Below are 21,587 nucleotides of genomic sequence, written 5' to 3' on the forward strand. Positions count from 1 at the left end.
TCTCCTTTTACCTTAGAATGAAACTGGAGGTAGTAATATGCCAGATCAATTTCGTAGAAAAACACCAGATGAAATTCTACAGTCGATCTCTAATATTAAAAAAGGCAGGCTGAAGATCATACTTGGGGCTGTATATGGTTCAGGGAAAACCTATCATTTGCTCCTTGAAGGAAATGAGTTAAAAAAACGTGGGATTGACGTAGTTGTCGGGGTAGTTTGCACATCGAGTAGTCCTAAAACACTTGAGCAATTAGGCTGCCTAGAAATTATACCTTCTATCGAATGGGAGCAAAACGGTCATGTTAGACAAGATTTGAATATGAAGGAAATTTACAAACGAAACCCGGAAGTAATTTTAGTTGACCAATTAGCTCATAAAAATCATTCATCTGCTAAAAACCCAACTAGATTAGAAGATGTTAAGGAATTAATAAACAATGAGATTAGTGTCATAACAACAATAAATATTTACGAGTTGAAAGGAGTGAAAAAAGTTGCAGAGCAATTACTACAACTGCCACTTCATGTAAATGATACTGTACCCGAAGATACATTGACGCAGGCAGATGAAGTACGTCTTTTAGATGTTACTCCTGAAGCAATTTTAAAACGTCTCCAGGAAGGGAAAATTGAAGAAAAAGACGAACAAGCCAAAGGACTTGTGCAATTATACAATAAGGATAACCTAGCGGTACTTAGGGAACTGTCACTCCGGTTTTTGGCTGGAGAAGTGGAAGAGGATCTAACTGAATATCGAGAAGAGGAAGGGTTATTGGGACCTTCAGGTGCTTCTGAACGGATTTTGGTATGTGTACAATATCATTGGAATGGATCCATCTTAATACGAAGAGGGGATCAAATAGCCAAGCGTTTAGGTGGGGAGCTATTGATTGTTAGCTTTGTTCCAACTCAAAGAAAATTATCTAAAGAAGAAGAAATGTTTAAAAGATCCATGCAAAAACTCATTAATAAATTAAATGGCAAATTTGAGGAAATGACAATAAAAGGGGAAGAAATCGCTGAAGAAATAGTTGAATATGCCATGCAACATTATGTAACTCGAATTATCCTTGGTCATTCTAAAAGGACGAGATGGGAAGAGATTATTCACGGTTCAATAGTAAATAGAATATTGAGAAAAACGAAAAATATTGATGTGTTTATTGTAGCAGACCGTGCAGAAGTACATGGAGAAAGAGTAATACCCGCTATTCAGTCAAAAACAAGGAAAAAAAATCCATATCAAAGGCTTTCTCCTGATGAAATAAAAGAAAAAATACAAGGAGTAAAAAGAGGTACGTTAAAAATTTATATTGGGGCTGCACCTGGTGTAGGAAAAACATATACCATGCTGAGGGAAGCAAATCAATTGAATCAAAACGAAATTGATGTTGTGATTGGATTATTGGAAACACACGGGCGTAAAGAGACAGCAGCGCAAATTGGAACTTTAGAAATCATACCTCGAAAACATATTACATATAAAAACGTAGTACTTGAGGAAATGGACCTTAAGGCCATAATTATTCGCAATCCTGAAGTAGTGCTGGTAGATGAATTAGCACATACGAATGTACCCGGAAGTAACAACCAAAAACGGTATCAAGATGTAATTGCCATTCTGGATGCCGGAATTTCGGTTATTTCTACAATGAATATTCAACATGTAGAAAGTTTAAATGATAGTGTAAAGCAAATAACAGGAGTGTGTGTAAGAGAAACTGTTCCAGACAGTTTTCTTCATTTAGCAGACGAACTAGAGTTAATTGATATCTCCCCAAAGGCACTCAGACAACGGATGCAGGAAGGATATATATATGCTAGAGATAAAGTAGAACAGTCACTTAGCAATTTCTTTAAGACACGAAACCTTATAGCATTGAGAGAACTTACGCTCCGTGAATTAGCAGATGATGTGGATGACAGATTAGAGTCATTAAAACGAAAAGAGGGAGTAAGAGGGCCGTGGAGAAAAGAAGAAGTAATCTTTGTCTGTGTAAATCTTAGACCAGATTCTGAGCGCTTAATTAGAAGGGGATTTCGTATTGCCTATCGTCTTAAAGCTAAGTGGTTTGTTGTGTACGTTAAAGATCAACCATCTCTGTCAAATGATGAGCAGAATATACTCGATAAAATCATAAGTCTTACGAATCGATTAGGTGGTAATTTCGAATTATATTCAACTGCAGACAGACGATTAGTGGTTGGTGAAATAACTAAACAATTACAAGATAAAAAAGCGACACAAGTTATCATAGGGCATTCAGCAAGATCGAGATGGCAAGAAATTAAACAAGGTTCCATTGTTGCACGTCTACTAAGAGAGGCTAGACATCTCGATGTTCTTGTGGTAGCTGATTAAATGACATGTTTGGCTAGCGATGAAAGAGATCTCTTTCCCAATTTTCTAGTGCTAATACTTGCTAAGAAAATTTTTTTTAGAATTCTTTAGATAAGGACCGTAAAAGTTGTTGTAAATTTCAACATCTGTGCTGAATACCGAATATCAACGTTTTAAATTCCCCCAAAAATAAAAGTTAATCATCTTATCACCTAATAGAGTTGGAGTGTTAAGACGACGCTAACTAAAGACTCGATTTTTATCAGAAAAATTCCCTCTATGGATTATAAAAAAACGGAAAAGAATGCTTACAAATGCTCGTTTTTCTTTAATGATCTTGCCTACATTCAATTGGTTCCTGTCCCGTTTTCAACAAACAAAGAACGACCCAAAACCATTATGTCTTTGGGTCCGTGCCAAATACCCCGCTAACGGTAACTAGATGGATAACTTTATACGAAAGGTCCGTGTATATTTTCTTAGTTTTACAACTATTTATAATCAAAAGCTCATGAGGACAGTTAGTTTTACGTCTGTTTTACAGATGAAAAAACGAGACATATCAGACTGTAAGAGCAGTAACAAAAACCGTCCGTAAAGTATTTCATAAATTTAGGGAATTTTACACTTACAGAAATATCCCATAATTGTAATATAAAGGGTGAATGAATTTCATGAAGGGAATGATTGATGCAATGAAAAGAATGGTTTTATGTATTTCATTGACTTTTGTAGCTTTTTTTGTCCTTTTTGGCTCCCTTGATTTCTTTACCAACAAGGCATCTGCAGAAACCCACGCCTATGATGGAAAAAGCCCTTACTACAATAGTTGTGCGGCTAGTGCGGTTACGAAGAAGAATTTGAAAATTTATGCAAACGGTGCTTCTGCAAATTTAGAGTTGAAATTCAGTACAACTTGCAAAACCGCTTGGGCAAAGATTACTCTAAGCAGGCCAGCTAAAACTGACGGAGAGGCAACGGCATTAGTCGTCCGGAACACTGATAATAAACAATTTAGTTGTGCATCTCCTGGAGGAAATGGGGAGATTAATAAAGGTCAAACAACATGTTATACACCTATGGTATATGATTTAGATCCGCGAAAGGCGAAAGCAGTTGCATTTTGGCCATATACGGCAGGTGAAACCGGCTGGTATTAATGATAAAGCAAAAGCCTTCTTCTACTTTTATGTAAAGAAAGGATGAATGACTTGAATCATAAACTTAAAATGATAGGTTTATCGTTAGTAATGATGTTGTCGATGTTCGTTATTGATTTTTTTATATTTGGGAATAATCAAGCACTAGCCGAAAATCATAATTATGATGGAAAAAGCCCTAACTATAATAGTTGTGCAAGCTCGGCTGTTACGAAGGATACAAAATGGATTGATTCCGTTTCGTATGTAGAATTGAAATTCAGCACTACCTGTAAAACTGCCTGGGCGAAAGTTACTGTTACGCGTCCGGCTGTATACAATCATGAAGCGGATGCTAGAATCGTTAGAAGCACAGATGGTAAAGCTTATACGTGTAACAGCACAGGAGGAAATGGAGTTGTAAATAAAGGGCAGACCTCATGTTATACACCAATGGTATATGACTTAGACCCGCGCAAGGCACAGGCCCAGGGGATACATGCAATCCCTAATAGTGACGCCTATAAGAAAGCGGTAACTATTTGGTATTAGAAGTGGTCTTTGATCATCATATAATGATTAGATGATAAATATTTCTTCAGAACAAGCCTAGCTCTTTTTTTGTGTGGATTTGTCAACCGAGAGCCATTCCATTGCGGAGTGGCTCTCTTTTTACTTTTTCTGAATGCCCTCCCTTTCCATCTGGATCTGGCTTAATACCTATGATAACAAGTGTCGCTTTTTTTGTCTTGTAATTGATTCGTTATTGGGATGTGTACAAAGAGTTCCATGAAATCTTCGTATTAACTAATTTAATAATAGTGATTTGTTGAGAAGTATTTTATCTTGTAATGGTGATTATATAATTACCATTTCATCCTGTTAAATTGAATGGTACTTTAGGTCGGGGCAATGATCGCAAGAGTAGTAGTTTTATTTTTAAATATAAGGTAAAATATGGTATAATAATTACAGATTTTTCATTATATTAAAAATATAAGGAGTTGCAAACGATGATTTCATTTCCTAAGCCTGATGTTGAGCAGTTTTTGCGAACTTTTTCTATTGGTGATTTTGCACTTAGTCCAGATGAAAAGCAGCTGGTTTTTAGTACGAATTTGAGTGGCAAGTATAATTTATGGGGGATGAATCTGCCAAACACCTTCCCTTATCCGCTCACATTTGTGGATCAAAGCTGCCAAGGTCTTTTATATGATAAGCAAAGCAGGTTTATTATTGCTGGATTTGACCAAGACGGCAATGAAAATACTCAATTTTACGGGATTCCCTTGCAAGGTGGGGCGATGAAGGAAATTGTCTATCATGAAGATACTCGTAATTTTATGCCGATGTTATCGGAAGACAGCAATAAACTTTATTACACTTCATCGAAAGGAAATCCGTCCTATTTGAATGCCTATTGTTTAGATTTAGAATCGGGGCGTGAAACAAAGGTTCTAGAAGGAAAGGATGCAGCAACGTATTTATATGGCTTAAGCCCAGATGAAGAAACCTTACTATACTATAAACACTTTGCTAATACATATACTCTTCTATATGCGAAACGCGGCAATGAAAATATCCTGCTTACGCCTCCTACTGAGAAACAACACACAGTTAATGATGGTGTTTTTGTTTCAGATTCAATGGTATATTTACTGACTGATTATGATTCAGATTTTACCTATTTGGCTTCATACAACCTTGAAACAGACCAATTCAGTAAAGTTAAAGAATTGGAAAATGAGAGTTTTGATGGCTTAAAATATAGTAAAGAGCATCAATTATTATATGTAACTAGTCAAAAGGGTGTAGAGGATCATTTATATGAATACAATCTCCAAAGTACTGATTGGAAGAAGCTTTCGTCCCCTTGCAGTGTCATTGAAAAGCTTGAAGTCGCTAAATCAGGCACTCTGTACTTATTAGGAAGGAGTGCAACTAATCCTCATAATATTTATAAACGATTGGGAAATGAGTGGATATCATTAACTCAGTATTCTGTTCCTGGAGTAGATTCAAATGACTTAGTTGAACCGGATGTCATAACATACCCATCATTTGATGGTATGGAGATTGAAGCGTTATTTTTTAGGGCAAAAAAGGAAAATGATAATGGTGAAGTTATTTTCTGGCCTCACGGAGGTCCACAAGCGGCAGAACGGAAATTTTTTAGAGCTTCATTTCAGTTCTTTTTAAATCATGGGTACAGTATTTTCGCTCCAAACTTTCGTGGTTCTTCTGGTTATGGTTTGGAATTCATGAAAATGGTAGAAGGAGACTGGGGATATGGGCCACGCTTAGATAATGTCGCTGGTCTCGACTGGTTGATAAAACAAGGATATGCGCATAAAGGAAATATTTTATTAATGGGTGGAAGCTATGGTGGTTATATGGCTCTTCTTCTACACGGTCGTCATGCTGATTACTTTAAAGCGGTTGTTGATATTTTCGGTCCATCTAATCTATTTTCTTTTATCAATTCGGTTCCTGAAGATTGGAAGCCAGTTATGGATCAATGGGTAGGGAATCCGGAAAAAGATAAAGAAAAGCTTACTGAATATTCTCCAATCACTTATTTAGACTCTATGACAAAGCCAATGCTTGTTATTCAAGGCGCAAACGATCCTCGTGTGGTCAAAGAAGAATCAGACCAAATTGTGCAAGCATTAAAGGATAAAGGAAGAGATGTTGAGTATATGCTATTAGAAGATGAAGGGCATGGCTTTTCCAAGAAAGAAAATGAAATTGCCGTCTATCAAAAGATACTTTCATTCTTTAATCAATTCGTTCGTTCAAAAGAGAAAGCATAAACTAAAATTCCTGTTTGGGACACCTCCGAAGCTACAAAGGTTATGAAACTATTATAAATTACCAAATAATAATTGTATAACCTAAATTAGGATTTTGAAGGGCATAATTCTTCCACAGGACAAAAACACTAATTTAGCTAACACAAATTTTATTTAAGCTATTTCTAAATGAAGCGGAGTCCTTAGATGTAATAAGAAAATTAAGGAATTTAAAATGAAAAAGAGGTTGTTTCAAAATTCGGACAGCCTCTTTAAATTTTTTTATTAATTAATTTAAAGATGAAAATATGAAGCCGATTTAACTTTGCACAGTTTGTTAGTTACGAATTCAAGTGGAATGTATAATTGATAGAGATGAATGGAGAAAACAACTCCTTTATCAGATTTGTTCCATAAAAATATTTGCATATATATATTAGAGTTTTAGTGGGCTATTCCTTATTTGCCCTAAATACTCTATATCCCAAACTGTTTCCACAACTTAGGACAAGCCGATAATGTTCCTCTATGATTTGTTCCAAAGATTCATTTAAAGGAAGAATGAGGTTATCGACAGCTGATGAATTTTTTAATTCTTCTAAAACTGTATTCGACTTTAGAATTTTTAGATTTTTAAATCCCTCCTTTTTGAATGCTTTTAACCATTCCGATTGTGTCAAGACATTCGTTAAATTATAGAATTTCATTATTTCCTTTTTTTGATTAAGGTTAAGTTCAGTCTCTGCCGTCATATCTATAGAAATCAAAGTACCACCAGGTTTTAGGACTCTGTAATATTCACAAAGCGATTGTTGAATATTAGTGAATGCTGTTGTGGATTCAGCCATGATAAAATCAAAATAATTATTAGTAAAAGGTAAATCTTCTATGGAATTCATATAAACATTACTGGGTATGTTAGCTTGTTGAAATCGTTGGTTTGCATGTTTTACCATCTCAGGGTGATTATCCAATGCGTAAACTTGGCAAAGAAAGTGTTGAGCCAAGAATTGAGATGTTTGCCCTGTTCCGCATCCAGCATCAAGGATTATTGTGGATTGGTCTATTTTTTCATTCTTTAAGAGTTGTTTAGTTAGTTCAAATCCTCCAGGATGAGCCCCTTCAATTCCTAAGAATGCTAAGGCGTCTTGGTATGAATGATTCATTGCATTGTCTCCTTTAAAAAGTAATTCATTTATTTTATGCAGCTGAATCAATGCGTGATTGAATTCAACAAAAAGGTAAATTTGAAACAGACTTTTCATTTGTATTGGGTGTTTAATCTATGCAGGCTAGTCCCCGGATGCATACGATGTAGAACGATTAACAAGGGGAGTGTTAAAATGGGAAACCACAATTATTATCATAAGTGCAGGCAAGGTGTTGGAAGACCAGTAGAAATTCGTACAAATAGAGGGACGGTTCATCGTGGAATTATACATCGGGTTACTCCTAACCGTGTTTATATTCGCCCAATTGATGATGGTGGTAACATTGGAGGATTTGGTTATGGTTTTGGTTTTAATTCAGGATTTGGTCGGGGGGCTGCTAATGGATTTGCCTTTGGGGCTATTTCGTCCTTAATCTTTCTTGCATTTCTTTGGTAGTAAAATAAAATAGAACACTAAAAAACCTGAAAAATAGATTCAGGTTTTTTTATTTTGTTTCGCGGAATGTCATATTAGTGGAAATAATCTAGATGAAAAAAGGTACAAAAAAATAAAGGGGATTTTCTCTTCACTTGAAACCGGAATTTTTTCAATAAACCTGAAGACGAAGCGTTAAAGCAAGAGAGCCAGAGGGTGATAGTACTCTTATAAACAGTTCACATTCTTGATTTTTCAGGGCATCTATAGAAATTGAATGTTAATTTTAATACTTTTTTCACTTCAGGCTGCTTTATGGAGGAAGAATTGCAAACATGAAAACCTTTGATATATATATTTAGGCATGAAGTTATCGTGCCATAAATTGTATGTAAAGTGTATAATTGTAATGGAAATGATAGATTTGAATCCCAAATCTGTGTAGCAAGGAGAAGTGTAATGATTGCCTTATATAAAATGAGTGACTCATTGGAAAATCAAATTGGAAAGCTGTTTCGAGGAGTAGGATACAAAACTGCTCGTTTTTATTCTGTGAATGCTTTGTTAGAGCAGATTATGAACCCGATGGTCATTATAACGCCCGCAATCTATCAAAAAGAATTAGCAGCTCTTCAAGTTCCAATTCTACCGCTTTCCATTCGTCTGGATGATATTGAGAAAACGAAAGAAAAAGAAGGTCTAATGAATGATTCTAACAAAATATGTTGTGTTGTTGCATCAGAAGAAGAAATTAAATGGCTAAAAAAAGAATATGATGAGAATCCACGAATCCCATTACATTTTGTCAGTAAAGAAGAGTTTTTTTCAGCTGGTATTCAACCGGATAGGGTGTATGTAGCTCCCGTTTGGATGAAAGACTTACTCACTCATTCACATTCAGGAACCGTACATCTTATCAAACCCTCCCTATCTTCTTTGATTTCTAGTATACAAATGGCAATTTCCATAGACAAATTAACAGCAAGTATAGCCATGGAAAGGTATCAGGTAGAAGCTATTGTTAAATCTGCTCATGATGGAGTTGTGGCAGTAGACCATGAGGGAAGAATTACAGTAGCTAACGAACATGCGAAAAAATTATTAGGTCTACAAGATGGAGTAAAAGGACATAAGATTACGGAATTTATCCCTCATTCCGATTTGATGCGCATTCTTGCAACTGGAAAAATTGAAATGGGGGATATTGCAACAGTCAAGGGGAGGCAAATTGTCATTAACCGATTCCCAGTGATTGTCAAAGGTAAAATTGTTGGGGTAGTTTCAAGTTTTAAAGAAATCACTAATATTCAAAAAATGGAGCTTAAACTTAGAAAGATGTTACATCAAAGTGGACTTGAAGCAAAACATAGACTGAGTGATATTGTTGGTCAATCCAAGGAATTGATAAAGGCTAAGGAATTAGCCCAAAGATTTGCTCAAACTGAAGCAACTGTATTAATTACAGGTGAATCTGGAACCGGAAAAGAACTATTCGCACAAGGTATTCATTTGGCAAGTCCACGTGTTCTGGGTCCTTTTGTTGCTGTAAACTGTTCTGCATTACCAGAAAGCCTGTTGGAAAGTGAATTATTTGGATATGAAGAGGGTGCATTTACAGGGGCGAATAAGGGAGGAAAAGTAGGTCTATTTGAACTTGCTCACGGTGGTACTTTATTTTTAGATGAAATCGGTGAAATGCCTCTACATATCCAAGCTCTATTATTGCGTGTTCTTCAGGAAAGAACAGTGCGAAGGGTCGGGGGAGAACGTGTTGTGCCAGTAGATGTTCGAATTATTGCTGCAACAAATCGAAAATTAGAGGAAGAAATTAGAGAAAAAAAGTTTCGAACTGACCTTTATTACCGAATTAACGTTTTGAATGTTGAGTTACCACCTTTGCGCGATCGATTAATCGATATTCCTGACCTATTGGAGGCAATTGTTAATCAATTCAACGAAAAACGCGAATCGAAAATCGTTAGTATTGACCAAGAGGTATATACATTATTTAAGGCATATGACTGGCCAGGAAATATAAGGGAGCTCAGAAATATAGTTGAACGAATGGTACTGCTTGAAGAGGGAACAACCTTAACAGTGCAAAGCGGCGAATTCCTTTTACAAAAGCTTAATAGGAACAAAAGTCAGAAAGATCTTTCTGATTTAAGCATTAAAGTGAAGGAACGAGAACTGATTGAGGAGGCATTAAAAAAATATTTCAATAACAAAACTAAGACTGCACAAGCACTTGGAGTAGACCGATCTACTTTATGGAGAAAACTAAAAGAATATAATCTGTAGTGTTTCAAAATTCAACACCTTGTTGTAATTTAAAACACTTATCGAAGGGTTAATAAAATAGAAAACCCTTTTGTCGCTTAATATATCTGAATTTTCAGTATTTTGATTTTATTGGCACGGTTTTTGCAAGTTATGAAATTGTAGCACATTATTATGAAACATAATGAGGTGAAGAAATTGCAAAAACACTTTTCCATCGCAATTATTCCTGGGGACGGAATTGGTCCAGAAGTAGTTAATGAAGGGTTGAAGGTTTTAAAAGTGCTTGAAGAAGTACATTCAGATGTAAGATTTGTTTACGATTTCTATGATTGGAATTGTGAGTATTATCTAAAACATGGAAGGATGATGCCAACGAATGGACTAAATTTATTAGAGGATTACGACACGATTTTATTTGGAGCTGTTGGAGCTCCTACTGTTCCAGATCATGTTTCGGTATGGGAACTTATTCTTCCAATCCGCAGGCATTTTCAGCAATATGTTAACTTGAGACCGGTCAAACTGCTTAAAGGGTTGGAAAGCCCATTGAGATATAAATCACATGATGATTTAGACTTTGTCGTAATTAGAGAAAATACGGAAGGGGAGTATTCGAATATAGGTGGTCGCCTTCACGAAGGCACACCTTATGAAACAGCGATACAAAACAATGTATTTACCCGATATGGAAGTGAAAGGATTCTCAAGTATGCCTATTCAGTGGCTGAAAGTAGACCAAAGAAAAGGCTGACGGTCGCAACAAAGTCCAATGCGATTAATCATACTATGCCATTTTGGGATGAAATCGTTAAAGAAATTGGAAATGAGTACCCTCAGATAGATGTTCAACTCTATCATATAGATGCACTTGCTGCTTATTTTATCTCAAAGCCTGAAAGTTTTGATGTCGTTGCGGGAAGCAATCTGTTTGGGGATATATTAACGGATTTGGGAGCCGCTATAGTTGGGGGACTGGGGTTGGCACCTTCTGGAAACATCAATCCTGAAAGGAAATATCCTTCGATGTTTGAACCAATACACGGCTCAGCACCAGATATAGCAGGAAAAGGGATTGCCAATCCAATTGCACAAATTTGGAGTATTAGCCTCATGATGGATCATCTTAGACTTCCTGAATTAGGAAAATTGGTGTTGAACGCCATAGAAGAAGTGTTATTCGATGGTACTGTCAGGACTCCTGATCTCGGAGGAACGGCTAATACCATGGAAATGGGAGATGCAATTGTTTCAAAAATACGGGAAATGAGTTTAAAAACCAATTTGGGGGAGAAAAAATGATTATAAAAGACTATCATTTATCTATTGGTGGACAGCAAGTACCTACAGAAGAAACGATTCCTGTATATAACAAATATACAGGTGAAGTATTAACTCATGTTGCTAAGGCAGAAAAGCAACATGTTTATAATGCTATAACAGAGGCACGAAAATGCTTTAAACAAGATCAATTAACTGCATTTCAAAGGTATCAAATTTTATTGAAAGCCTCCGAGTTGTTCCAAGAACGTAGAGAAGAATTTGAGATCACCTTGGTGAGAGAAGTAGGTAAGACCATTAAAGATGCCAAAGGTGAACTGGATCGCACAATTGAAACTTTGCGTTTGTCCGCGGAAGAAGCAAAAAGAATTACTGGTGAAATGATTCCGTTACAGGCTGTCGAAGGAGCGGATAATCGATTGGGGTTCACAATCCGTGTCCCTAAAGGAGTCATTGGAGCCATCACTCCCTTTAATTACCCATTATTGTTAGCGATACATAAAATCGCCCCAGCACTAGCATCAGGAAATACAGTGGTAGTAAAACCAGCACCAAACACACCTGTGACCACATTTCAATTAGTAGAACTGTTTGAAGAGGCTGGTCTGCCAAAAGGATATGTAAATGTGGTAAATGGTGGTGCCGAAGTTGGTGAATGGCTTTTACAGGATGAACGGATTGCCATGTATTCTTTCACTGGATCAGCAGGAGTTGGAAGATATATTAAAGAGAAAAGTGGAATGCGCCCAGTAACCTTGGAGCTAGGAAACAATTCTCCAAACATTATTCATTTTGATGCTGATTTGGACCAAGCGGCCAAGCTTACGGCTTCCCGTAGCTTTCACAATGCAGGGCAAGCATGTATATCTGTTCAGCGTTTATATGTGCATAATTCTGTATTGGATGATTTTACAGAAAAGTATCTTTCATATGTTCAACAACTGAAAGTTGGGAATCCGGAAGAACCGGACACGGATATAGGTCCAATGATTAATGAAAAAGAGGCGATTCGCGTAGAACAGTGGGTCAATGAGGCTATTTCAGAAGGTGCTGTTGCGCTTACGCCGATTCTTAGAGAAGGTTCACTGTTTTATCCAGCTGTATTAACTCAAACAACACCGAACATGAAAGTTGTTTGTCAGGAAGTGTTCGCACCGGTAGTGGCGATAATCCCTTACGAGGATATTTTGGAAGCATTAGAGTCGGCCAATCAATCGGATTATGGTCTTCAAGCAGGCATTTTTACACAAGATCTGGCTTTAGCCTTAAAGGCAGTCAAGGTGCTGGAATATGGTGGAGTAATCGTGAATGACGTATCAACCTACCGCAACGATATGATGCCATATGGTGGAGTTAAGAAAAGTGGAATTGGTAAGGAAGGACCAAGATATACGATTGAAGAAATGACAGATGAAAAAATGGTGGTGATTAACTTATGATTGAGAAATTATTACAGGGGAAAACAGCCATTGTAACGGGAGCAGGGTCAGGTATGGGGAAAGCCATTGCACAATTATTTGTTGAACAAAAAGCAAATGTAATCTTCGCAGACTTGAATATCGAGGCAGCAAAAGCAGCAAGCGATTCGTTTTCTAGCGAAAATGTCAAGGCCGTTCAGGTCGATGTTTCTAATAACGAAGATGTGGCTGCACTGTTCCAGGAAGTGGAGGACATTTTTGGAAGATTAGACATTGTAGTGAATTGTGCTGGTGTACCTCAGGTCTTCACAGAGGTAGAGGATTTAAGTATAGAACAATGGGATCGGATTATGGACGTTAATACGAAATCTATCTTTTTAACTACCAAGTATGCAGCTCCAATCATGAAAAAACAGCAAAGCGGTTCGATTATAAATATCGCTTCCATTGCAGGGGTACGAGCTCGTCCCGGTTTAAATGCATACTGTGCGTCAAAAGGAGCTGCCATTATGCTTACTAAGGCATTGGCATTGGAGTTCGCCCCGTATAAAATTCGTGTGAATGCCATTAACCCAGGACCTGCTGATACACCGATGATCAATCAATTTTTGAATGGGGACGGGACACTGATGGAAGAAGATAAGAAAAAGATCTTTTTGGACAGCGTTCCATTAGGTTCCCTTATACAGGCAGAAGATATTGCGCAAGCTTCCCTTTATCTCGCTTCCGACTTAGCAAAAATAGTGACTGGTGAGATACTCAATGTAGATGGTGGACGTGGGATATAATTAGTGAGCTGGACGAAAATATAGATAACGAGACTCCCTTAATTAAGTGTATTTTTTCAGCCAAGCCATACGATATTGTGAAATGACTTTAAGCAATATCGTATGCATTCAAAAAATGTAAGTGTCCGCTAGTTGCATTTGATGTTGAGACTTTTGATTTTGCCATAATACTTTTAAAGAACGACTTCAATCTAGTATTTTTTAGTTCATCAGTATTTATAGCCTTTGAACCCGGTATAGCAGTCAAAGTTAGAGCGAATCTGTCTAACACACTATTGCAACCAAAATGTCAGCTTACTTTGAATTTACCTAGGACGATAGGACTTCACGAACCTCGATTACGAGACCGAAATCAGTAGAACTAGCAACAAGCTGGCTCACATGTTTCGTTAAATAAGACTTTCTTTTATGCTTCAACTTTATGTGATGTATCGAGGTACGAGATTACTATGGGCAGAGCCTACTAAATTATCCCCCTACAAAAAAGTAGGAGGAATCAAATAAAAATGGCTCAAGGATATCCTTGAAAGATTTAACTGGGCAACTGCAGTGATTCTATTAGTTAGAATAGTAGTAAAAAAACGAGCAAATCTCTAGTACTCCAATGTTAACAAAATTTCCTAAATAGGAGTTGTAATATGCAGGAATCTGAATTAGGAGCACGTACAATAAAAAAGGTATCCAGAAGGATTATTCCTTATATTTTTGTGTTGTATATCATTGCTTTTTTAGACAGAGTAAACATTGGCTATGCTGCTCTGGAGATGAATAAAGATCTCGGTTTAACAGCATCCACTTTGGGGTTAATTTCTGGTATTTTCTTTATTGGTTACTTTCTTTTTGAAGTACCCAGTAATATGCTAATGCATCGTATAGGAGCGAGAAAGTGGATTGGGCGAATAATGATAACCTGGGGTATTGTTGTAATATTAACAGCCTGGGTCCAAAATGCGAATCATTTGTATATCCTACGTTTTTTGCTAGGAGTTGCCGAAGCTGGATTTTTTCCAGGCGTTTTACTTTATATTACGTATTGGTTCCGAGGAAAAGAACGAGCTCGTGCAGTAGCCCTTTTCATGACAGCTTTGACAGTGTCCAATATTATTGGAGCACCTGTTACCACGTGGATAATAGATAATATTAATTGGGGTGGAATGGCTGGATGGCGCTGGATATTTGTACTGGAAGGAATTCCTGCTGTCATTTTAGGGATTACGACTATCTTTTATTTAACAGATCGTCCTGAACAGGCAAAGTGGCTTACAAAGGAAGAGAAAGGGTGGCTCATATCCGAAATTGAAAAAGAAAATCAAGGTAAGGAGATAGGCAAACACTCTAGTCTGAAAAATATTTTTGGGAGTTCTAGAATTTGGAGATTGTCGTTTATTTACCTTACATTAGTCACTGGTTTGTATGGAATAGGGTTTTGGATGCCAACTATTATCAAATCCTTTTCAAATATTTTAACAAATACTCAAGTCGGTTTGATTACAATGATACCTTATATTTTTGGAGGAATAGCGATGGTTTGGTGGGCACGCCGATCTGATCGCACTGGTGAAAGAAAAATGCATGCTGCCATTCCGCCGCTTGTTGGTGCTATTGGCCTTATGGGATGTGGATTAACTACGGATCCTATCCTATCTATAATCATGATGTCTGTTGCAACTGTTGGTATTTACAGTATTTTCGGACCTTTTTGGGCAATTCCTTCATTATTCCTTACTGAATTAGAAGCTGCTGTAGGAATAGCGCTCATTAGTTCCATTGGTAATTTAGGTGGGTTTATCGGCCCATATGTAATTGGATATGTACAGGATTCTACAGGTAGTGTAGAGATGGGATTATATTTTATTAGTATAGTCTTATTCATCTGCTTTTTACTCGTCTTTACAATTAAGAAAGGACTTGTTACTTCTGCTTCAGTTCAGCAGCAATCAAAAAACCTTAATATAAGGTAAAGAGAAACGTTAGTGCAGAACAAGAAATCGAATTGAAAATAGATATATACGGATTAATAATAGGGAGTCTGTAGAGGGAGTCTGTAGAGAGATTCCCTAATTTCATATAAGTAGGAGTAAGGTCATTGATATTAGAACTAAATAAGTAATTTATTTACCAAATCTTTTTTGACTACAAAATATGCAACTTCGAAAATATTAGGGTAAACGTCATTGATTTAATGAAAAATGAGAAACTAGTGAAAGTTGTAAAAGAAGAATTTGAGAAAGAATTAGAAGCCAAAGGTAATTACAGAACTCCTCTTCCAGAAGGAACAAACCCTCCACTACATTAGTAAGAAACCTGTCCATATAAAAAACAGAATGAAAAAAAGGGGGAAAGAAAATGTTTGTAAAGAAAAATCTTTTCATTTCGATAGTCATGTTGATTTGTGCTCTTGCCCTTGGTGGATGCAGTTCGAAGTCAGATAATTCAAACAATGATACTTCGTCAGCATCTAAGGGAGGTTCACTAAAAGTGGCTTATCCAGCACAGCCGACATCACTGGATCCACACCTGACGACAGCAAATGCAACACGCGACCCAGCAAGGCATATATTTGAGACATTAGTCACTTTAAATTCTAAATTTGAAGTAACTCCAATGCTTGCTGAATCCTATGAGGTTAGTAAAGATAGAAAAAAAGTTACATTTGTATTAAGAAAAGGCGTCAAATTTCATAATGGGAAAGAAATGAAAGCTGAGGATGTCATTGCTTCCATGAAAAAATGGCAAGAAGGGGCCGTTGCAAAGGCAAACCTAGGAAATTCTAAGTGGGAAGCTAAAGATGAATATACGGTTATCCTACATGTCGAAACACCATCTATCGTTCTATTACCAGTACTGGCAGAAGTGGGGCAATTCGCAGCCATCATGCCAAAAGAGGTGATAGAATCGGGTGGTACAAGTGGAATCACAGAATATATCGGAACAGGTCCATTTAAGTTTGTAGAGTGGAAACAAAATCAATACGTTCATTTAAAGAAATTTGATGATTATAAGGCTTCATCTCAACCTGCAGACGGTTTAGCTGGTAAAAAGGAAGCTCTTGTAGATGACATATATTTTCACTTCGTCACTGATAACTCGACTCGAGTAGCAGGGATGATTAGTGGAGAATATGACTTGAGCGTAATGATGCCATGGGATGCAGCACCACAATTTAAAAATGTACCAAGTCTCGAAACCATTCAAGCGCCTTTGGGAATTCACACTCTAATTTTTAATAAACAAAATGGATTCCTAAAAAATGTTAAAGCTCGCCAAGCGGTGAATTTAGCAATTGATAAAAAAGAGGTCTTAACAGCTGCTGTTACTGATGGTTATTTTAGACTGGACCCTGGATTTATGTTAAAAGAGCAAGGCTTATGGTACACGGATACAGGGAAAGAAATTTATGAAGCTAAAGATACTGAAAAGGCCAAACAATTGCTTAAGGAAGCTGGGTATAATGGGGAAGAATTAAGAATCCTGACAAGCCGTGACTATTCACAACATTATAATTCCGCCGTCGCAGTTCAGCAACAACTTAAGAAAATTGGTATGAACGTAAAGCTAGACGTGGTGGATTGGTCTACTCTATTAGATCGCCGAAATAAGCCTGATCAATGGGAAATGTTTTTTACTAGCTGGCCTGTTAGCGCAACCCCGCTCCAATATCCATTCTTGGATTCTAGAGCAAAGTTTGCAGGCTGGACGAATAACCCTGAAATAGACAAACTATTGGATCAAATTAAAGCTCAATCTTCCCAGGATAAAGCTAAAGAAACCTTTAATGAATTGCAAAAAGTGATTTGGGAAGATATGCCTGTTGTTAATATTGGTGCTTATGATTCCATATCCGTAAAAGCGGAAAAAGTCAAAGGATATCAAGAATTCCTTGGACCTGTTTTATGGAATACGACCGTTAAAGAATAAAATCAATTGCTCAGATACCCCTTCATACGTTTTACATTGTGAAGGGGTTAATTGTAGAAAGGAGATTTTTAATGAAAGCCTATATTCTACAGCGAGTCTTATCTCTCATTCCGGTTCTATTAACTGTAGCTATTGTAGTCTTTTTCATTATGCATTTAATACCAGGAGATCCAGCATCAGTAATGCTTGGGGCAGATGCAACTGAAGATGACATTGAAAGATTACGAGAAGAACTCGGTTTAAATCTACCTATGTATGAGCAATTTTTTAATTGGGTCTTTGGTCTTCTTCAAGGCGACTTGGGAATGTCTATTTATATGAAGGAACCAGTATTACAGGTATTTATGGATCACTTAGGTCCGACTCTTTCATTAGCGATATTGGCACAGGGGATTTCTATACTTATAGCTATTCCTATGGGAATTATTGCTGCCAAAAAACGGGGAACAAGCACAGACCAAATGTTCATGGTGGGTTCTTTGTTGGGAATTTCCTTGCCAAGCTTTCTCCTTGCATTATTATTATCTTTATTTTTCGCAGTGAAACTCCAATGGTTTCCGGTAGCTGGATATAAACCACTTGATGATGGTCTATTGGCTCACCTTGAATATCTAATATTGCCTGCCTTGTCTCTTGGGGCCATACAAGCGGCTTTGATTGCGCGGATGACAAGGGCCTCAATGTTAGAGGTACTAAGCATGAACTACATTAAAACCGCAAAATCAAAAGGTGTAAAAGAAAAATTAATCATTTATAAACATGCATTGAGAAATGCTTTTATCCCTATTCTGACTGTCGTTGGACAAACCTTTGGGACATTGGTAGCGGGAGCAGTAATTACAGAAACGGTTTTTAATATTCCGGGACTCGGTCAACTTATCATGAACTCAATAGTGCAGCGAGATTACGAGGTTCTCCAAGGAACAGTTCTGCTGGTATCCGCCGCTTATGTATTCATTAATTTAATAGTAGATTTACTGTACGGTGTGGTTGATCCAAGGGTACGGTTAAGCCGGAAATAGAGAAATGAATAGAAGGGGAAATGATTTATGGAAGCAAAAACAATAATACAAAAAACAGACCCATTGTATTCAAAAAATCATATGAAGAAAGAACGTCAATCTATCCTTCTGCGCAGGTATTTTTCAAATCGGCTTGTAGTTACTGGAAGTGTGATTATCTTAGTTCTCAGTTTAATCTCTATTTTTGCACCTTTGATCACAGTATATACACCTTATGACATGATAGTAACAGCTCGTCTGAGCCCACCAAGTGCTGAACATTTTTTTGGAACAGATAACTTTGGCAGGGATATATTTAGCCGGGTAGTTTATGGCACTCGGGTATCCATGACCGTTGGACTTACGGTAGCTGTGATAACACTGGTAATTGGAGCAGTAATTGGTTTGTACTCAGCTTATTATAGGACCTTGGATCATATCCTGATGAGGATATGTGATGGCTTAATGGCATTTCCAGCAATTCTATTGGCCATTGCGCTCATGGCAGCATTAGGGCCGAATATAGTTAATGTCATTCTTTCGTTATCTATTGTAAATACACCTACTGTCGCACGTGTCGTTCGTTCGGCCGCCATTGTAGTCAAAGAACAAACCTTTATAGAAGCTTTGAGATCACAAGGTGCCAGTTCATGGCGAATTATCTGGCTTCATATTGCTCCAAACACTATGTCTCCTCTGATTGTTCAAATCACCTACGTATTTGGGGTTTCTGTCATAATTGAAGCATCGCTCAGCTTTTTGGGAGCTGGTATTCCTGCGCCAGCACCAAGTCTAGGAAACATTTTATTTGATGGTAAAATCGTAATTTATAATGCCTGGTGGATGACAGTTTTCCCAGGTGCATTCATTATTCTATCCGTATTGGGTTTGAATTTATTCGGTGATGGACTTCGAGACTTGCTCGATCCGCATACCAATAAAGTAAAGAAATAATTTGATTACACGGTATTAATGAGGAGGACGTTTATGGGTAAAGAATGTTTATTAGAGGTTAAAAACCTGAAAACGACGTTCATGACAGAAAAGGGACCTGTTACCGCGGTTAATGGGGTTTCATTCGAGATATATTCAGGAGAGACCCTTGGGATTGTTGGAGAGTCGGGATGCGGAAAAAGTGTAACCTCTGAATCAATTTTACGATTGTTAAATGAAAACACGACTAAATATGAAGGAGAGCTGATCTATAAGGGCAGTAACTTGCTATCCTTGAGCGAAGATCAAATGAGACACATTCGTGGGAACGAAATATCTATGATATTTCAAGATCCGATGACTTCTCTTAATCCTGTATATACAATTGGCTATCAAATTGCAGAATCTTTCATCATTCATCAAAAGCTAGGAAAAGAAGAAGCTTATACCCAAGCTATAGAAATGCTTAAATTAACAGGGATTCCTTCTCCAGAAAAAAGGGTGAATGAGTATCCTCATGAGCTATCAGGAGGAATGAGACAGAGGGTAATGATAGCGATGGCATTGGCGTGTAACCCTAATCTACTAATCGCAGATGAGCCCACGACCGCATTAGACGTTACTATTCAAGCCCAAATATTGGACTTGATTCAAGGTTTGAAGAAGGAACTAAACATGGGAGTCATGTTGATAACACACGACTTAGGAGTAGTTGCTGAGGTCTGTACACGTGTGGTGGTTATGTATTTAGGTCAAATAATCGAAGAAGCTGAAGTAGGATCTTTATTTTCGGAACCCTTACATCCCTACACCAAAGGATTGTTAAAATCCGTTCCACGTTTGGATGGGGATCGTTCTAAACATATGCATGTGATTGAAGGGATGGTCCCGTCTCTTAATAATATTCCCCAAGGGTGTCGCTTTGCTCCAAGGTGTTCGTATTCTACAAGCCAGTGTGAAGAAAAACCACCAGAATTAAAAGAGATTGAAGACGGACATAAAGTGCGCTGTTGGCATTATGAAACTGTATTACAAGAGGGGAGGCGAAAAGGTATTGCAGACGCTGTCAGATGAAAGAGCTCCGATTTTACAGGTTAAGAATTTGAGGAAGTATTTTCCAATTTATTCTCCTCTTGGCCGAGTGAAAGGGCATGTTAAAGCGGTAAATAATGTAGAGTTTACCTTAAATGAACGAGAAACGCTTGGGCTTGTAGGTGAATCGGGTTGTGGGAAAAGCACAACAGGAAGAACCATCATGCGTTTAACGGAACCTACAGAGGGTCAAGCCATATATAAGGAAAGCGACCTATTTAAGTTAAAGGGGAAGGAAATTGAGCAAATTAGGCAAGAAATACAAATGGTGTTTCAAGATCCTCATTCTTCTTTAGACCCTAAGCAAACGATAGGACATGCAATTGAAGAGCCTATGAAGATACATAAAATAGGGTCAAAGAAAGAACGTATGGAAAGAACCTTGGACTTACTTCATAAAGTCGGACTTAGAGAAGACCAATATTACCGTTATCCCCATGAATTTTCAGGTGGGCAAAGACAGAGAATTGGAATTGCTAGAGCTTTAGCAGTAAACCCTAAAATTGTAATTTGTGATGAACCAGTGTCCGCTCTCGATGTATCCATTCAATCTCAGGTCATAAACTTGTTGCAGGAATTGCAAGATAACTTAAATCTTTCTTACCTCTTTATTGCCCATGATTTAAGTGTAGTCCGACATATAGCTGATAACATTGGAGTTATGTATTTGGGACATATGGTAGAACGCGCTTCAACAGATGAACTATTTTCTCATCCCTTGCATCCGTATACTCAAGCATTATTATCCGCGGTTCCAATTCCCGATCCTAAATTAAAAAAGGAACGGATTATTTTAAAAGGGGATGTACCGTCTCCACTTAATCCGCCATCGGGATGCATTTTTCATACGAGATGTCCTCATGTAATGGATCGTTGCAAGGTTCTATCGCCTGCACTTACAAAAAAGGGGGCCAATCACTTTGTAGCTTGTCATTTATATGAATAATATATTTACATTATTCTGGTTCACTACTATTCTCCCAAACTAACTTTTCTTTTTAAAAAGAAGAATCTAAAC

16 protein-coding genes are annotated in these 21,587 nt (G+C 37.4%); 15 read left to right on the plus strand and 1 reads right to left on the minus strand.

All coding sequences use genetic code 11. The annotated features are described in order from the left end of the window. Positions 1-37: 37 nt before the first annotated feature. From JFU24_RS02210 to JFU24_RS02225, 4 genes are all read left to right on the plus strand, one after another. Positions 38-2,362 (plus strand): universal stress protein, encoded by a 2,325-nt coding sequence (locus JFU24_RS02210; protein ID WP_201249429.1) that lies wholly within the window; start codon positions 38-40, stop codon positions 2,360-2,362. A gap of 674 nt (positions 2,363-3,036) precedes the next feature. Further along, the gene (locus JFU24_RS02215) at positions 3,037-3,501 is read left to right on the plus strand and encodes a DUF2690 domain-containing protein (RefSeq protein WP_083450911.1); all 465 of its coding nucleotides are present in this window, start codon (positions 3,037-3,039) and stop codon (positions 3,499-3,501) included. Positions 3,502-3,591: 90 nt separating this feature from the next. Continuing rightward, positions 3,592-4,032 (plus strand): YjfA family protein, encoded by a 441-nt coding sequence (locus tag JFU24_RS02220; RefSeq protein ID WP_376109738.1) that lies wholly within the window; start codon positions 3,592-3,594, stop codon positions 4,030-4,032. Positions 4,033-4,493: 461 nt separating this feature from the next. Continuing rightward, complete coding sequence (locus JFU24_RS02225; RefSeq protein ID WP_201224425.1) at positions 4,494-6,293, plus strand: S9 family peptidase; 1,800 nt, start codon at positions 4,494-4,496, stop codon at positions 6,291-6,293. Between the two features lie 431 nt (positions 6,294-6,724). Here the strand turns inward: JFU24_RS02225 and JFU24_RS02230 are convergent, their stop codons facing one another. Continuing rightward, positions 6,725-7,438: a class I SAM-dependent methyltransferase gene (locus tag JFU24_RS02230; RefSeq protein WP_201224427.1), complete on the minus strand. Its 714-nt coding sequence runs from the start codon at positions 7,436-7,438 to the stop codon at positions 6,725-6,727. A gap of 177 nt (positions 7,439-7,615) precedes the next feature. Between JFU24_RS02230 and JFU24_RS02235 the strand changes: the two genes are divergently transcribed. The 11 genes from JFU24_RS02235 (at position 7,616) to JFU24_RS02285 (ending at position 21,515) form a co-directional block, all read left to right on the plus strand. Then, positions 7,616-7,879: a hypothetical protein gene (locus tag JFU24_RS02235; protein ID WP_201184814.1), complete on the plus strand. Its 264-nt coding sequence runs from the start codon at positions 7,616-7,618 to the stop codon at positions 7,877-7,879. A gap of 438 nt (positions 7,880-8,317) precedes the next feature. Beyond that, positions 8,318-10,159 (plus strand): sigma-54 interaction domain-containing protein, encoded by a 1,842-nt coding sequence (locus tag JFU24_RS02240; protein ID WP_201224429.1) that lies wholly within the window; start codon positions 8,318-8,320, stop codon positions 10,157-10,159. Between the two features lie 177 nt (positions 10,160-10,336). Further along, complete coding sequence (locus tag JFU24_RS02245) at positions 10,337-11,440, plus strand: tartrate dehydrogenase (protein WP_242485247.1); 1,104 nt, start codon at positions 10,337-10,339, stop codon at positions 11,438-11,440. Continuing rightward, positions 11,437-12,858 carry an aldehyde dehydrogenase family protein gene (locus JFU24_RS02250; RefSeq protein WP_201224433.1) on the plus strand — a complete coding sequence of 474 codons (1,422 nt, stop codon included), beginning with the start codon at positions 11,437-11,439 and terminating at the stop codon, positions 12,856-12,858. Before JFU24_RS02245 ends, JFU24_RS02250 begins: the two co-directional genes overlap by 4 nt. Next, positions 12,855-13,625: an SDR family NAD(P)-dependent oxidoreductase gene (locus JFU24_RS02255; RefSeq protein WP_201224435.1), complete on the plus strand. Its 771-nt coding sequence runs from the start codon at positions 12,855-12,857 to the stop codon at positions 13,623-13,625. The genes JFU24_RS02250 and JFU24_RS02255 overlap by 4 nt, the downstream gene beginning before the upstream one ends. Before the next feature lie 638 nt (positions 13,626-14,263). Continuing rightward, entirely contained in the window at positions 14,264-15,586 is a 1,323-nt protein-coding gene (locus JFU24_RS02260) for an MFS transporter (protein WP_201224436.1), read from the plus strand. Positions 15,587-15,971: 385 nt separating this feature from the next. Then, entirely contained in the window at positions 15,972-17,543 is a 1,572-nt protein-coding gene (locus tag JFU24_RS02265) for an ABC transporter substrate-binding protein (protein ID WP_201224437.1), read from the plus strand. 71 nt (positions 17,544-17,614) lie between these two features. Then, a complete protein-coding gene (locus JFU24_RS02270) occupies positions 17,615-18,565 on the plus strand; it encodes an ABC transporter permease (RefSeq protein ID WP_098177646.1) in 951 nt (316 codons plus the stop codon). Between the two features lie 27 nt (positions 18,566-18,592). Further along, positions 18,593-19,498: an ABC transporter permease gene (locus JFU24_RS02275; RefSeq protein WP_201224438.1), complete on the plus strand. Its 906-nt coding sequence runs from the start codon at positions 18,593-18,595 to the stop codon at positions 19,496-19,498. A 33-nt stretch (positions 19,499-19,531) separates the two neighbouring features. Next, positions 19,532-20,551, plus strand: a complete 1,020-nt coding sequence (locus JFU24_RS02280) for an ABC transporter ATP-binding protein (RefSeq protein WP_201224439.1) — start codon at positions 19,532-19,534, stop codon at positions 20,549-20,551. Beyond that, complete coding sequence (locus tag JFU24_RS02285; RefSeq protein ID WP_201224440.1) at positions 20,496-21,515, plus strand: ABC transporter ATP-binding protein; 1,020 nt, start codon at positions 20,496-20,498, stop codon at positions 21,513-21,515. The genes JFU24_RS02280 and JFU24_RS02285 overlap by 56 nt, the downstream gene beginning before the upstream one ends. The last annotated feature ends 72 nt before the right edge of the window (positions 21,516-21,587 follow it).

This window comes from Peribacillus sp. TH27, from assembly GCF_016650915.1.
Lineage (GTDB): Bacteria > Bacillota > Bacilli > Bacillales > DSM-1321 > Peribacillus > Peribacillus butanolivorans.